This window comes from Marinobacterium mangrovicola, from assembly GCF_004339595.1.
GTDB lineage: Bacteria > Pseudomonadota > Gammaproteobacteria > Pseudomonadales > Balneatricaceae > Marinobacterium_D > Marinobacterium_D mangrovicola.
Genome location: NZ_SMFU01000007.1, coordinates 565,824 through 580,619 on the forward strand (window position 1 = coordinate 565,824; position 14,796 = coordinate 580,619).

Consider the following 14,796-nt stretch of genomic DNA (forward strand, 5'->3'; position numbering starts at 1 on the left):
AGACTTAATCCTAGTTTGGTTTAGTTCTGTGATAGAGTTGGCAGCGCTTGTGCCTGTCCGGCCCGTCGTTTAGAGACAGGGTCGTGGAAGGCAGTTACCGGTGTTTGCCATAGCCAGAGGAAAAGGCGCTGATGTCGTTGTTCAAGTCCACGCTTAGAAACCTGTTTCTTGCTCTACTGCCCATGATGCCGCTTGCAGTTTCTGCTGCGCCGGTGGAACAGCTGTTCAGTGCCAGCGTAAATACCCAGGCCGAGCAGGAGCAGCAGCTGCGCAGCGCCCTGGCCCAGGTGATGGTCAAGGTCAGCGGCCGCCGCGAGATCCTGGATCATCCCGCCTATAATACCGTGCTCGACAACGCCTCTCTGCTGCTGGCTCCCGCCGCTGCGCCGGATCGTATCGCTTTTGATCCGCTGGCCCTGACCAAACTGATGAACAGCCTGGATATGCCAGTGATGCCGGAAGACAGGCCTGAACTTCTGGTCTGGCTGGTTAGTGGACAGGGAATCGATGCCCGTTTGATCGAACCCTCTTCCGATACCTATCGCCAGCTCCACGCATCCGCCGCCGAGCGTGGTCTGCCGCTGCGCGATCCGCTGCTGGACCTGACTGATCAACTGGCGCTGGAACCGTCCCAAGCGGCAAACTTTGCTCAGGAACCGGTGCTGCAGGCTTCGGCGCGGTACGGATCCGATGCGGTACTGGTGGGCCACCTGAAAGAGGGCGATGCGGACTGGATGCTGATCAGCGATGGCGCTCAGGTCACCCTCAACAGCGCGCTGGAACCGGTAGATCTGCGCCGCATGGTCGATCAGGTCGCCAACAGCCTTTTCGGTGTTGAAGAGATCAGTGCCGGTAAACGCTCGCTGCCGCTGCAGCCGGTCGAGGTGGGTGAGTACCTGCCTTCCGGTGAAGAGATTGAGGTGCAGGGGCTCGACAGCGCAGCAGCGTACCTGATGATGAGTGGCTGGCTCAGCCAGCAGCCCGGTGTTACCCGGGTGCTGACTGCCGGGCGCACCGGGAATGGCCTTAAACTGATAGTCGAACTGGATGGAACCGGGCCGAGCCTTAGCTCACTGCTCGCCGGCGACAGCCGAATCATGGAACTGAACAGCGGCGTTTACTCCTGGGTTGGTCCCCAGGCGTTAGCCCGCCCCGCGCAGGATGACGCGGCCACCGGGGAAACGGAGGAAAAACAGGATGGAACTGAGTGAGTCTCAACGCTGGTTTTTGCTGATCACGACACTGGTTGTCGGCGTACTGGTATACCTGCTGGCGCCGATACTTTCGCCGTTTCTTGTCGGGGCCCTGTTGGCCTATCTGACCGATCCCATCGCTGATCGTCTTGAAGCCCGGGGTGCGAGCCGCACCCTGGCGGTGGTCATCGTGTTCCTGTTTCTATCGCTGATCATGGTCGTGGCGGTGTTGCTGCTGATTCCGCAGCTCAGTGAGCAGATCCAGACCATGATCCGCCAGGTCCCGCTGGCACTGGATGTGCTGCATAACCGTCTTCTGCCCTGGATCGAAAACACCCTGGGTGTGCCGATCAACCGCCCGGATATCGACAGTGTGCGCGAATTTTTCCGTACCCACTGGCAGCAGACCGGCAACCTGGCCGCTCAGATCATGGGTAGCCTGACCCGCTCAGGCCTTGCCGTGGCCGCCTGGGTGGCCAATCTGGTGTTGATCCCCGTGGTGACCTTTTATCTGTTGCGCGACTGGGACGTGATGATGGAGAAGATCCAGCGTCTGCTGCCGCGTAATCTGGAGCCGCGTGTAACCCTCTGGGCACGGGAGTGCGACGAGGTGCTGGGTGCCTTTATAAAGGGGCAGCTGCTGGTGATGTTCGCCCTCGGCATCATTTATGCGGTGGGTCTGTCGATCGTCGGACTTGATCTTGCGCTACTCATTGGTATGCTTGCCGGCCTTGCGAGCATCGTTCCCTATATGGGTTTCTTCGTTGGCATCGTGGTGGCTGCGGTTGCAGCCTACGTACAGTTTCAGGAACCCATGATTCTGATCTGGGTCGGCGTAGTATTCGGCATAGGTCAGGCACTGGAAGGTATGGTGCTTACCCCGTTGCTGGTGGGCGACCGCATAGGTCTGCATCCGGTTGCGGTGATCTTTGCCATTATGGCGGGCGGCCAGCTGTTCGGTTTTGTCGGCGTGTTGCTGGCTCTGCCGGTGGCAGCGGTGATCATGGTGTTGCTGCGGCATCTGCACGATGGCTATAAAAGTAGTCGGCTATATAGCTCCGACAAGCCGGAATCGACCGGTGAAGTAGAGTGAGATGAGTAGGAAAAAGGCGCCAGTTCAGCTACCTCTGGGCATCGGTCTGCGTGATGACGCGCGGTTCGAGAACTTCGTGTCGGGTGACAACGGGCTTGCCCGTGCCGAGCTCGAACGTGCCGCTCAGGGGCGAGGCGAGCAGTATATCTACCTGTGGGGGCACGCTGGCGTCGGTTGTTCGCATCTGCTGCAGTCCTGCTGCCATGCCGCTGATCCGGTGCGACGCACCGCCGTCTATATTCCGCTGGCTGAACTGAGCCACGCCGGTCCCGAACTCCTGGAAGATCTCGATCAGCTGCAACTGGTCTGCATCGACAACGTTGAGCGTGTCGCAGGGCAGCCGGAGTGGGAAGAAGCACTGTTCCACCTGTTCAACCGTATGCGCGCCATCGGTCATGTGCTGATTCTCGCGGCCGATCGCTCTCCGCGTTCGCTGGGGCTCAAACTGCCGGACCTGGAGTCCCGTCTGAACTGGGGGCTGGTGTTCCAGGTGCGCCCTCTGGATGACGAAACCAAAGAGTTTGCCCTCAAGGCGCGAGCAGAAGCCCGCGGGCTGAAGTTAAGCGATGAGGTGGTGCGTTATCTCATGCACCACGGCAGCCGCGATATGGCCAACCTGTTGGTCACCCTGGATAAACTCGATCACGAATCCCTCAGCGCCCAGCGCCGTATTACCGTACCCTTCGTTAAACAGGTGATGGGCTGGTAACAGGTCGGCCGGAGCGCGTTGCTCCGGGCCTTGCTGAGCGCCTTCACTCGCTGTCATCAACAAGTCACCCCAGATTCACATTCTGAACCTGCGAAAGTTTTATGCTTGGGTAAACTCCGAACAGCTTTGCATCTCTGCGAGAGCCTGTTCGGCAACACTTTGCCTCATAAGGCATTGGCCCTGAAAACTCTGCCTTAACCTCAGCGTTTTGGGAGGACAGCATGTTTGATACTTCGGTGGTTCAACCTCAGCGCGTTCCCTCCATGGAAAGCTCCGCTCTGGATACACCGGCCATGGACGAGAGTGTCTATTGGCTGGAAGTCCCTGATGTGCGAATGACTCTGGCGCATCGCATATTACCGCTGCGCGGTACGCGTGCCGTGATGGCGCGGCACTGGTTTCATGGTGGCGTGGCCGTGGCTCCGTCACGGCTGATCGCATCCAGTGCCGGACTGATTGTGCTCGACGTGATCCGGCCTCGTCAGCCGAAAGGGCTGCTTGAACTCGAGCTGCCCACGCCGGGCTGCCTTGAGCTGCACGTGGATGCGGAACGTTGCACCGATCATCTGCACGGTTACTGGGAATTGCGTATTTTCAGCGGCAGGGCGGGGGAGATCGCAGACCTTTTATCCGCGTCGGCTTGATCCTTGGCGGGCTTTTCCGGAGAATCGCGTCTCCCTCCCGCGCCCCGGAACAGCCGATGTACAGAATCCATGCCGAGACCGAACACTTTCTGGTGATTGATAAAGCGCCGGGCGTCAGTGTGCATCGCGACCAGGCCGAATCGGGTCTGGTGATGCAGGTGGAGCAGGATTGTGGTGAAAAACTCTGGCTGGTCCACCGCCTGGATCGAATCACCTCCGGTCTGCTTTTGCTGGCACGATCCGCCGATGCCTGTAACCGGCTCGCTGAGCTGTTTCGAGAGCAGCGGGTGGAAAAGTTTTATCTCGCGCTTAGCGATAAAAAACCGACCAAAAAGCAGGGCCAGGTGGTGGGCGATATGGAGCGGGGCCGTCGCGGCAGCTGGAAACTGCTACGTAGCCGCGAGAATCCGGCAATCACCGAGTTTTACAGCTACTCAGCCTCGCCCGGTCTGCGCCTGTTTCTCTGCAAGCCCGGCACTGGTCGAACCCACCAGATTCGTGTGGCGCTGAAAAGTGTTGGCTCACCCATCATCGGCGATCCCATCTACCACGAGGCGGTGACTGAAACGCCGGATCGCGGTTACCTTCACGCCTGGCAGCTAGGCTTCATGCTGGATGGACAGGCATACCGCTTCCGCGCCGATCCGCAGCAGGGCGAATTGTTTCAGCAACCAGAGGTGATCGATGCCATCACCGCGATCGGCGATCCTGGTGTGCTGAAATGGCGCTCCGCTGGAAAGCCAAGGCCCCCGGCGGTATGATGCGCCGGTTTTAGCGGAGGCGAAGCGATGAGCGAAACAGCTATTCCCCGAGACTTCTATGCTCGCGATGCCGAAGAGCAGGCACTGTTCCTGCAGGAAACCTGGTGCGACAACTGCCAGGAACTGAATCTCGGTATGAGTGACCCGAAAGAGTATGAACTCTTCGGCATCATCTTTATCGAAGGGCGCTGCAACAAGTGTGGCGAGCCAGTTCTCACTGAGCTGACCGACGACGATTTCTAACCATCATCTAGACTTTTATCCCTATTCTATCCCTATTAAAGAGCATCGAGGCGGATTGTGGCAGCAGAGCAGGACCAGCGTTTTGGCGGCACCGAAAGGCTTTACGGGCAGGAAGCGGTGGAGCTTTACCGCAACGCCCATATCGCGGTGATCGGCATCGGCGGCGTGGGTTCCTGGGCGGCGGAAGCGCTGGCGCGCTCTGCAATCGGCGAGGTGACACTGATCGATCTGGATGATGTCTGTGTAACCAACACCAACCGCCAGATCCATGCGCTTAGCTCAACCGTGGGACAGTCCAAGGTGGCGGTCATGGCGGATCGTATGCGGGATATCAACCCGGATTGTCTGGTGCATGAAGAGGAATGCTTCGTCAGCCAGGACAACGTGCGTGAGCTGCTCGATGACCGTTTTGACTATGTGATCGATGCCATCGATTCCGTGGGCGTGAAGGCGGCGATTATCGCCCACTGCAAGCGCAACAAGATCCCGGTCATCACCGTGGGCGGCGCCGGCGGTCAGATCGATCCCACCCGAATCACCATCGCGGATCTGAGCCGTACCGAGCACGACCCGCTGGCCGCCAAGCTACGCAACCTGCTGCGTCGTCACTTCGGTTTCAGCAAGAGTGGCCGCCGCTTCGCCGTGGATTGTGTTTACTCGACAGAGCAGCTGCGCTATCCCCAGCCGGATGGCTCTGTATGCCAGCAGAAAACCCTGCACGATGGCCAGACCCGCCTCGACTGCTCCGGCGGCTTTGGCGCCTCCACCTGTGTTACCGCCACTTTCGGTTTTGTGGCTGTATCGCGAGTGTTACAGAAGCTGTACGAGCGTCATCAGCGCGCCAACGCTGGCTGAGCACTCAGAGCTTTCAATTTGGGTGAGTTAAATTCATCTATTAGTGTAAATCTAAGCGTTAGTCATCCCGGGTCTAAGACGTTAGTCTAATGCCTGTCGAGAGCGATAAACCTCTGCAACCACCTATAAAACGGGTTGGAACGAGGACGAAGTCTCTCAAATAGGTATGAATCAGATACTAAGGTGACCCGCATGAAATATCCGTATGCTTACTACAACTCACACATGAGATCTGCATACAACCTGGGCGGGGAGCGCTATCGTCAGGATATCGACGAGAGCTTCAAGGTTGCGCTCGAGCTCAGCCAACTGAGCGAAGATGAGCTGCGAACCCTTGCGATGAAAGAGTTCAAAGACCAGGTTGCAAACCAGATCAAGCACCTTTTCGCATCCCTGTCCTCCATGACCGGACGCGTGTTCAGCCATTAATCCGGCCGAACCCTTAGCGAAGCCAGGGTCCCCGAGTTTTATCGGGGGCTATCTGGTTTAAGCCCTTTCAATCAGTACGTTGCGCCATTCGGCTAACCTGTGCTCTAATCGAAAACTCCTTCGAGCGGGTGTAGTTCAATGGTAGAACGGGAGCTTCCCAAGCTCTTAACGTGGGTTCGATTCCCATCACCCGCTCCACGCTTTCTCCTTCATTTCTGCGACTTCTCAAGCTTCTATCCTTCGCTCACACCTGAATTATTGATTGCGCTTCGTTGCAAAGAGTTAAGTGTCCGATCTCGTCCATAACCCTTTCTTATACCGCTAACCGCAGCTTTTTTACGGTCACCGAAACGTCACGCTCCGACTGTTCGCCTTGGCTTAGAGTGCTAGCCCAGACCAACAGGAACGGGACAACTGCATGCGTGATGATCCAGCCACCGATAAACCGGCCAGACTGCTGACGCCGGGCCCCATAACCACCACCGCCAGCGTGAAGCAGGCGATGCTGAAAGACTGGGGCTCCTGGGATAGCGATTTTAGCGAGCTTACGGCGTCGCTCTGTCGTCAACTCGTCGATCTGGCCCACGCGGGCTCCAGCCATGTCTGTGTGCCGGTACAGGGCAGTGGCACCTTTGCGGTCGAAGCGACGCTGGGCACCTTGGTTGGCCCTGAGGACAAGGTGCTGGTGCTGGCGAACGGTGCATACGGCCAGCGTATCGCCGCTATTCTTTCCCGTTTACGCCGGTCGTTTGTACTGCTCGATAAGGGCGATTACGAGCCGCCCCGCGCCGAGGATGTTCGCCAGGCGCTGGCGGCAGACCCGGAAATTAGCCAGGTTGCGCTGGTTCATTGTGAAACCAGCTCCGGAATATTAAACCCGTTGCAAGAAATTGCGGAGCTGGTCGAGCGTGAGGGACGCTCACTGATTATCGATGCAATGAGCAGTTTTGGCGCTATCCCTGTCGATGCCCAGCGTATCCGCTTCGACGCGATGATCTCATCCATGAACAAGTGCCTGGAAGGTGTGCCCGGCTTTGGGTTTGCACTGATTCGGGAGTCTGTTCTGGCAAAGACCGAGGGGCACGCGCACTCCCTGAGCCTGGATCTTTACGACCAGTGGCACTATCTGCAACGTAGCGGGCAGTGGCGCTACACGCCGCCGACCCATGTGGTGGCGGCCGCGCTGCAGGCGCTGAAAGAGCATGCGCAAGAGGGTGGCGTGGCAGGCAGGCTTGGCCGATACAGCCGCAACCGTGATCTGATGGTGAGCGGAATGCGAGGCCTTGGCTTTGAAACCCTGCTGGATGACAACTGGCTCTCGCCGGTGATCATCACTTTTCTCTCACCGGCCGACGAAAATTTTGTTTTTGCTCGCTTCTATGCGGCGATGAAAAAACGCGGATTTATTATCTACCCCGGTAAGTTGACCCAGGCGGAAACCTTCCGGCTTGGCGTGATCGGCCAGCTCTATCCTGAGGATATTAAGGAGTTGCTGGATGCCGTCAGGGCCGCGCTTTCTGAAATGAATATCACCCTGAGCGACGCGGTAAATGCCGTCGACCCAGCCTGAGGAGCCTTTAATGTACGCTTATACCCGACGCTATACCGGCCCTGTTCAGGCCGTGATTCTGGATTGGGCGGGCACTACCGTGGACTTCGGTTCGCTGGCGCCTATCCATGCATTTACCCGCCTGTTCACTGCAGAAGGGGTTCCTATCACCGAAGCAGAGGCGCGCAAGCCCATGGGTAGTGAGAAGCGCGAACATGTGCGCCTGATCTGCGAGATGCCGCGCGTGGCCGAAAGCTGGAAAGCCCGATTTGGGTCTATTCCGGGTAGCGCCGATGTGGATCGTCTTTACGAGAAGCTGATCCCGCTGCAGGTGGAATCGATCCGCGAGCGCGCAACGCTGATTCCCGGTATGGCGGAGTTCGCCGCCTGGGCCGGCAAACGAGGCATCGGCCTGGGCGGTAATACCGGTTACGCCACGGAAATGGTACCTGAACTGCTGCAACTTGCCGCCAAACAGGGTTATGCGCCCGGTTCCAATGTCTGTGCCACCGAAGTCCCCAAGGCGCGACCCTGGCCGCATATGAGTCTGCGTAACGCCATGGAACTGGGTGTCAGCAATCTGGCCGCCTGCATCAAGGTGGACGATACGCCCACGGGAATAGAGGAAGGGCTTAACGCCGGTATGTGGACCATCGGTGTTGCCATTAGCGGCAACCAGGTAGGGCTGGATCTGCCGCAGTGGCAGGCCCTCAGCATCAATGAACAGGCGGAAAAAAGAGCCGCGGCGACGGATATTATGGCCAGATCCGGTGCCCATTACGTCATCGATTCGGTGGCCGATATCATTCCGGTGATTGAAGAGATCGAGCGCCGTCTGGCTAAGGGAGAGCACCCTGCGGGTTAGCGTTTAATCGCACTAAAGTATTCAGCCCCGTTGTAACTTCCCCAGAAGAGGGCAGTGGCAGCGGGGCTTTGTGCTGGCCAGGAAAAAAGTGATGACGGTTTGAAGTCATTACATAAAAAATCCTTGGGTCTCTAAGCAAATACATAAGCTGGTCATCAATATATCTTTAAGCCGTCACGAATCGGCAATCTCTTGTTTTTAACCTGTTGGGCACACTAACCCGTGATTCAGGTATTTATGAGAGACAAGGTAATACTGGTCGTGCTGGACGGCCTCGCATATGAAACCGCCCGCAGCTGCATGGGCTTTATGCATGCCCTGACGGAGCAGGGGATCGCCCGGCTCTATAAGCTGGAGTGTGAATTACCCTCTCTATCACGGCCGCTCTACGAAACCATTCTCACCGGTGTGACACCCGCGCTCAGCGGCATCAGCCACAACAACATCACCCGAAACTCCAACCAGCGCAGCATATTTCACCGTGCCCGCGATGCCGGCATGGTGACCGCCGCCGCGGCCTATCACTGGATCTCCGAGCTGTATAACCGCACCCCCTACGACGCGGTGCGTGACCGCTTTACCGATGACCCGGAACTGCCGATCCAGCACGGCTGCTTTTACCACCTGGACCACTACCCGGACGATCACCTCATCCTGGATGGCGAGTGGCTGCGCCGCAAGCACGATCCGGATTTCCTGCTGATCCACCCAATGAATATCGACGATGCCGGCCACAAGGCGGGCCTCGACAGCAGCCGCTACCGCAATGCTGCGCGCATGGCCGATGTGGCGCTGTCGCACCATCTTCCGGAATGGATCCGTGCCGGCTACCAGATCCTGATCACCGCCGACCACGGCATGAATAACGACTGCTCCCACGGCGGCACTCTGGCGGAGGAGCGCGAAGTACCGCTGTTCACCATCGGCGGGCGCTTCAGTCAGGTGGAACACACCGCACTGCGTCAGACCGAACTCTGCCCGCTGGCGCTGGAGCTGCTAGGCATCCAGCGCAGCGAGAATCCGGAGATCCGCGCATTGTTGAAGGAGACGCTCTGATGACCCTTGAGACACTGGCGATTTTCGATCTGGATGAAACCCTGGTTCGCGGCGATACCGCCTCGCTGTTCTGCCGCTTTATGGTCGATACCGGGCTGGCGGACGGCACCTTTGTCGATCAGGAACAGGAGCTGATGCAGCGCTACGCCGACGAAACCCTGTCGATGCCGGAATACGTGGCGTTCATGCTCAAGCCGCTGCGCCATATCCCGGCGGCAGAGGTGCAGGCGCTGATGCCGGCGTTTATCGATGGTTATGTGCGTCATCGTATCTACCCGCAGGCTCGTGCGCTGATCCAGCATCAGCGTGAGAAAGGGCGCTTCCCACTGATTATCTCGGCAACCCCGGCGTTTCTGGTGCAGGCGGTGGCCGGGGAACTGGGCGTGGCCGATGTGCTGGCCATCGATCTGGAGCTGTCCGAGCGCGGCCGCTATACCGGCGCGATTGAGGGGATTGCGACCTACCGCGAAGGCAAGGTCTCCCGCCTGCACGCCTGGCTTGAACAGCAGCAGAAGACGCTGGATGGCGCCCGCTTTTATACCGATTCGATCAATGACCTGGCGCTGCTGGAACAGGTCGATTCCCCCTTTGCCACCAACCCGGATGAGCGGCTGACGAAGATCGCCGAGCGCCGGGGCTGGCCGATTCTGCGCTGGGATGACCCGGAAAATATCTGCTTTGTGCAGGGCACGGCACCCCGCGATTCCGTGACACCGCGATCCAACATTCCCGAAACCGCTAATACAGGAAGATAAGCATGACCAAGCAGTTCCTAGCGAAAAGTATCGCAGCCGGTATTGCAACGCTGGTGACAGGCAGCGCGCTGGCCGCCTGCCCGACCGTGGCAGGTCCGGAGCAGGGCGGCAAGTACCCGCATCTGTTCGAAAAGGATGAGTTCGAGGCGAGCCACGATTGTGTGATGAACTTCAGCACCAACCCGGAAATCGCCGAGCTGAACGCACGCATCGCCGGAAACCCGGAACTGCCCGCACTGGCTAACCGCATCCCGCAGGAGCCGCTGGTGGTTGTGCCTTACAGCGAAGTGGGCCGCTATGGCGGCGTGCTGGATGGTATCTCCAAGGCCACCGAGTCCGGTACCTCCGATCTGCTCTCTGTGCGTCATGTAAACCTGCTGCGTTTCAGCGATGATCTGAGCACCGTGGTGCCGAACGTGGCCAAGTCCTGGGATTGGAACGATGACTACACCGAACTGACGCTGAAGCTGCGCGAAGGTCACAAGTGGTCCGATGGCGCTCCGTTCACCGCCGAGGATATCGTGTTCTGGTACAACAACCTGATTCTCGACAAGAACGTAATCGCCGAGCCGAACGCGCGCTTCCTCTCCGATGGCAAGCCGATGAAGGTCGAAGCGGTGGATGACACCACTGTTCGCTTTACGCTGAATGCGCCGAAGCCGGGGATGACCGCCATGTTCGCCTCCGATTACGCTCAGCCGTTCCAGCCCAAGCACCTCATCGGCAAGTTCCACCCGGAGATTAACTCGGATGCCGACAAGCTGGCGCAGTCGCTCGGTTTCGAGAACGGCTATGAAGCGGTCAAGTTTTACTACGGTCAGTCCGACTGGAAAGATGTACCGACACCGCTGCTGAAAGATGCCGAGAAAGCCCAGGCATTGGTCGACGCGGGCTTCACCGCCACCGCACCGACGCTGGAATCCCATATCGTGGTTGAAGATACCCTGGAAGGCCGTCGTCTGGTGGCCAACCCGTACTTCTTCCAGGTCGATACCGCCGGTAACCAGCTGCCGTACATCAACGAGATCAGCGAGGTCTACATTGGCGACGAGGATATCCAGAGCGCCAAGATGATCGCCGGCGAGATCGACTACAAAACCCAGGCGGTCAACCTGACCTCCGCGCCGGTGCTGTTGGAAAACAAGGAGCAGGGCGGCTACCAGGTGGCGCTGCGTCCGACCATCGGCATGACCACCTTCGCGTTTAACCTCACCGACAAGGATGCGGAGAAGCGTGAAGTGTTTAACAACGTTAACTTCCGCCGCGCCATGTCCGTGGCGATCAACCGCGACCAGATCAACGAGGTAGCGTACTTTGGCCTGGGTAAACCGGCTCAGTACACAGCGTTCGATGCCGATACCGCGCCGTTTATCACTGACGAAGTGAAAGAAGCCTGGACCGAGTACGACACCGCCAAGGCTGCCGAACTGCTGGATGAGGCCGGCGTGGTCGACAAGGATGGCGATGGCCTGCGTGATCTGCCCTCCGGCGGTAAATTCGAGCTGGATATCCAGTATTCCACTCAGGGTGTAGCCACCAAGGTGGTAGAGATGGTCGCCGCCAACTGGACCGATGTGGGCGTGAAAACCAGCATCAAGGAAGTGACCAGCGACGAGTACCGTAACTCCCAGACCGCCAACGATCTGGAAGTGACCGTCTGGAACATGGGGCGTCCGCAGTTCACTCTGGCTACCGATCCGGCCTGGCTGCTGCCGCCATATGGCACCTTCTTCGATCTGCGTACCGGCATGGAGTGGTCTCAGTACCTGAGCTCCGACGGTGCCGAAGGCTCCAAGCCGCCGCAGACCGTTTACGAGATGCAGAAGCTGGCCGAGCAGTTCGGCTCACTGATGCTGGGTAGCGAAGAGTCTCAGAAAGTGGGCCTCGAGATAGCCAAGCGCACCGTGGATGACCTGTTCATCATCGGCACCGTGAAAGCGGTGAAGCCGATCTACCACAACAACAAACTGAATAACTACAACGTTCAGAAGACCTCTTCATCTGACTACTACTGGGCCTACCCCTACCAGCCCAAGCAGTGGTTCCTGACCGAGTAAGACCCGCTGACTAAGCGCTTTTTGCGAGGTTAAGTGTCGGTGCCGCAGTCGCGGTGCCGGCCTCTTTCTGGAAGTGCCGTACGCAACCGCGGCGACCTTTCGCAGAAGGACAAACCTTCTTCCGATCTATCCGATAGTTTACTGGAACGCAGCATGATCGACTTTTTGGCCAACACCTGGCTGCTCTGGATTCTGCTCATCACCGGCGCCGTGCTCTGGCTGGCGGCGCGCAACAGCGATTACTTTCATTACGTACTGCACCGCTACCTGATGGCGCTGGGTACGCTGCTGCTGGTCAGTTTTGTCGTCTTTGGCCTGATGGAAGTGCTGCCCGGCGACTGTGCCGAGAAGTACATCGCCTATAAAAACACCCAGGGCGAAATGATCAGCCAGGCCACCATCGATGCCGAGCGCGCCCGCATGGGGCTGGACCAGCCGATGCTGCAGCGCTGGGCCAGCTGGGTCACCGATCTTACCCTGCGCGGTGATCTGGGCTTCAGCTGCGCCAAGCGCCAGTCCGTGAACCTTGCGGTAGGTGATCGTTTCTGGATGAGCCTGGGGTTCTGTCTGGCGGGGCTGCTGCTGGCGTATCTGATCGCGGTGCCGTTTGGCATCCTCTCCGCCTATGTGCTGAACAAGCCCTGGATGGATTGCGATCCGCAGAGCTCTCCGCGTGAGCGCTTCACCAATACGCTGCTGCTTGGCTTTAACAAACTGATCGACCTGCAGCTGCGCATCATCAGCTACCTGGGGTTGGCCCTGCCCAACTTCCTGCTCGCACTCTCGATCATCCTGCTTTACGTCTTTGCCGGCGAACCCACACCCACGGGGTTGTTCTCCGATGAGTGGCGCAACGTGCCCTGGTTTTCCGACAGCGGTTTCCAGTTTGGCAAGCTGAGCGACTTTCTGGGTCATATCTGGCTGCCGATCTTCGTTATCGGCTGGGCCGCCACTGCGCTGCAGCTACAGACTGTACGCGCGCTGGTGGTGGATGAGTCCAACAAACTCTATGTGGAAGCGGCTCGGGCGCGCGGCGTCGAGGGTTTCTCGCTCTGGGCGCGTTACCCGGTGCGCCACTCCATCAGCCCGCTGTTCAACTCCGTCGGTTTCGACTTTCAGCGCGTGTTCAATGACCTGCCGATCGTGGCCGTGGTGATCGGTCTGACCGATGCCGCGGGTCTGCTGATCGAGGCGCTGGCGATGACCAACGATCAGGAGCTGGCTGCAGCCATCCTGTTCCTGGTGGCGCTGGTGGTGATCGGCATGAACCTGCTCACCGATGTGGTTCTGGCCGCCGTGGACCCCCGCGTGCGCCGCAGTGTGATTTCAGGAGGCCAGTGATGTTTGCCATACCCGCCAAGTGGCGCCGCAAGGGAGCCGCCTCCGAGGAGGAGGCCTATTACACCGCCGGACAGTTCGCGCTGATCCGCGCCCGTTTCATGAAAAAAACCAGCGGCCTGATCGCCGGGACTATTCTGCTGGCGCTGGTGTTGATGGGACTGTTTGCGCCGTTCTTCTCGCCGGTGGACCCGACCATCCGCGGTGCCGATGCCGAGTATCGTCGCGGCGCGCCCCAGGCGCTGAACTTCTGCGATGAGAACGGCTGTTCACTGCGCCCATTCAGTTACACCTATTCGAAAGAGAAACCGAAGTTCGATCTCAGCGCGCTGGCCGGTGGCGACCTCAATGCGCTGGACCAGCTCACCTCCAGCGGTGCGTTGAGTGCGTCTTCACAGAACAAATTTATCGAAGACAGGGAGCAGCGCCGCTACCTGCAGTTCTTTGTGCGCGGCTGGGAATACAGCCTGCTGGAGATCGGCTGGCTGGGCATCGATATCCGATCTGACTTGCATCTGTTTGGCGTGGAGCAGGGCAAGCTGCACCTGATGGGCACCGATGAAGATGGCAAGGATGTGTTCAGCCGCACCCTGCACGCGGTCTGGGTCACCATCAGTATCGCCATCGTCGCGCTGATAGTGAAGCTGTTCACCTCGCTGCTGGTGGGCGGTGTCAGCGGCTACTTTGGTGGCCGGGTGGACGCGGTGCTGATGAGCTTTACCGAGGCGGTGCGGGTGATTCCGCCGATCCCGATCTACCTGGCCTGCGCCGTGGCGCTGTCGCAGATCGATCTGACCCCGGTGCAGCGTTATTTTGCCATTGCCCTGGTAATCGGCGCGCTGGACTTCGCCACCCTGGGTCGGCGCCTGCGCACCCATATCCTGGTAGAGCGTAACCAGGACTACGTACTGGCGGCGCAGCTCTCTGGCGCCTCCACCGGGCGTATTATCTGGCGCCACCTGGTGCCGAGTTTTTCCAGCTACATCATTGTCGATACGCTGATCAACTTCCCCTACGTGATCCTGGCCGAGACCAGCCTGAGCTTCCTTGGATTAGGTCTCACCGAGCCGGTGAACAGCCTGGGTGTGCTGCTGCAGAAAGCCCAGGACCCGGATATCCAGCAGAACATGGTGTGGCAGTTCTTCCCGGTGGTGGTGTTCGTTGCCCTGATCATGGCGTTTGTTTTCGTGGGTGATGCCCTGCGAGATGCCGCCGATCCATATTCGGAGCGCAACCAATGAGACTGGAG

Annotated in this window: 15 protein-coding genes and 1 tRNA gene; all 16 read left to right on the forward strand. The window is 58.8% G+C overall.

The window, feature by feature from the left end:
* The first annotated feature begins 131 nt into the window (after positions 1–131).
* Positions 132–1,211 carry a DUF2066 domain-containing protein gene (locus CLV83_RS03480; RefSeq protein ID WP_132287544.1) on the forward strand — a complete coding sequence of 360 codons (1,080 nt, stop codon included), beginning with the start codon at positions 132–134 and terminating at the stop codon, positions 1,209–1,211.
* The gene (locus CLV83_RS03485; protein WP_424399119.1) at positions 1,204–2,286 is read left to right on the forward strand and encodes an AI-2E family transporter; all 1,083 of its coding nucleotides are present in this window, start codon (positions 1,204–1,206) and stop codon (positions 2,284–2,286) included. The genes CLV83_RS03480 and CLV83_RS03485 overlap by 8 nt, the downstream gene beginning before the upstream one ends.
* Before the next feature lies 1 nt (position 2,287).
* Positions 2,288–2,995, forward strand: coding sequence for a DnaA regulatory inactivator Hda (gene hda / locus CLV83_RS03490; RefSeq protein WP_132287550.1), 708 nt, complete (start codon positions 2,288–2,290; stop codon positions 2,993–2,995).
* Positions 2,996–3,216: 221 nt separating this feature from the next.
* A complete protein-coding gene (locus CLV83_RS03495) occupies positions 3,217–3,639 on the forward strand; it encodes a hypothetical protein (protein WP_132287553.1) in 423 nt (140 codons plus the stop codon).
* A gap of 56 nt (positions 3,640–3,695) precedes the next feature.
* Positions 3,696–4,400 (forward strand): TIGR01621 family pseudouridine synthase, encoded by a 705-nt coding sequence (locus CLV83_RS03500; RefSeq protein WP_132287556.1) that lies wholly within the window; start codon positions 3,696–3,698, stop codon positions 4,398–4,400.
* Between the two features lie 27 nt (positions 4,401–4,427).
* A complete protein-coding gene (locus CLV83_RS03505; RefSeq protein WP_132287559.1) occupies positions 4,428–4,643 on the forward strand; it encodes a hypothetical protein in 216 nt (71 codons plus the stop codon).
* A gap of 57 nt (positions 4,644–4,700) precedes the next feature.
* The gene (gene tcdA / locus CLV83_RS03510) at positions 4,701–5,498 is read left to right on the forward strand and encodes a tRNA cyclic N6-threonylcarbamoyladenosine(37) synthase TcdA (protein WP_132287562.1); all 798 of its coding nucleotides are present in this window, start codon (positions 4,701–4,703) and stop codon (positions 5,496–5,498) included.
* Between the two features lie 192 nt (positions 5,499–5,690).
* The gene (locus CLV83_RS03515; RefSeq protein WP_132287565.1) at positions 5,691–5,927 is read left to right on the forward strand and encodes a hypothetical protein; all 237 of its coding nucleotides are present in this window, start codon (positions 5,691–5,693) and stop codon (positions 5,925–5,927) included.
* Positions 5,928–6,051: 124 nt separating this feature from the next.
* Positions 6,052–6,125 (forward strand) — tRNA-Gly (locus tag CLV83_RS03520).
* A gap of 220 nt (positions 6,126–6,345) precedes the next feature.
* Positions 6,346–7,497, forward strand: a complete 1,152-nt coding sequence (locus tag CLV83_RS03525; RefSeq protein WP_132287568.1) for a 2-aminoethylphosphonate--pyruvate transaminase — start codon at positions 6,346–6,348, stop codon at positions 7,495–7,497.
* Between the two features lie 10 nt (positions 7,498–7,507).
* The gene (gene phnX, locus CLV83_RS03530; protein WP_132287571.1) at positions 7,508–8,341 is read left to right on the forward strand and encodes a phosphonoacetaldehyde hydrolase; all 834 of its coding nucleotides are present in this window, start codon (positions 7,508–7,510) and stop codon (positions 8,339–8,341) included.
* A 237-nt stretch (positions 8,342–8,578) separates the two neighbouring features.
* Positions 8,579–9,397, forward strand: coding sequence for an alkaline phosphatase family protein (locus CLV83_RS03535; RefSeq protein ID WP_132287574.1), 819 nt, complete (start codon positions 8,579–8,581; stop codon positions 9,395–9,397).
* Positions 9,397–10,152: an HAD family hydrolase gene (locus CLV83_RS03540; protein ID WP_132287577.1), complete on the forward strand. Its 756-nt coding sequence runs from the start codon at positions 9,397–9,399 to the stop codon at positions 10,150–10,152. The genes CLV83_RS03535 and CLV83_RS03540 overlap by 1 nt, the downstream gene beginning before the upstream one ends.
* Before the next feature lie 2 nt (positions 10,153–10,154).
* Positions 10,155–12,209 (forward strand): ABC transporter substrate-binding protein, encoded by a 2,055-nt coding sequence (locus CLV83_RS03545; RefSeq protein WP_132287580.1) that lies wholly within the window; start codon positions 10,155–10,157, stop codon positions 12,207–12,209.
* Between the two features lie 153 nt (positions 12,210–12,362).
* The gene (locus tag CLV83_RS03550; protein WP_132287583.1) at positions 12,363–13,550 is read left to right on the forward strand and encodes an ABC transporter permease; all 1,188 of its coding nucleotides are present in this window, start codon (positions 12,363–12,365) and stop codon (positions 13,548–13,550) included.
* Positions 13,550–14,788, forward strand: coding sequence for an ABC transporter permease (locus CLV83_RS03555; protein ID WP_132287586.1), 1,239 nt, complete (start codon positions 13,550–13,552; stop codon positions 14,786–14,788). Before CLV83_RS03550 ends, CLV83_RS03555 begins: the two co-directional genes overlap by 1 nt.
* Positions 14,789–14,796: the final 8 nt, after the last annotated feature.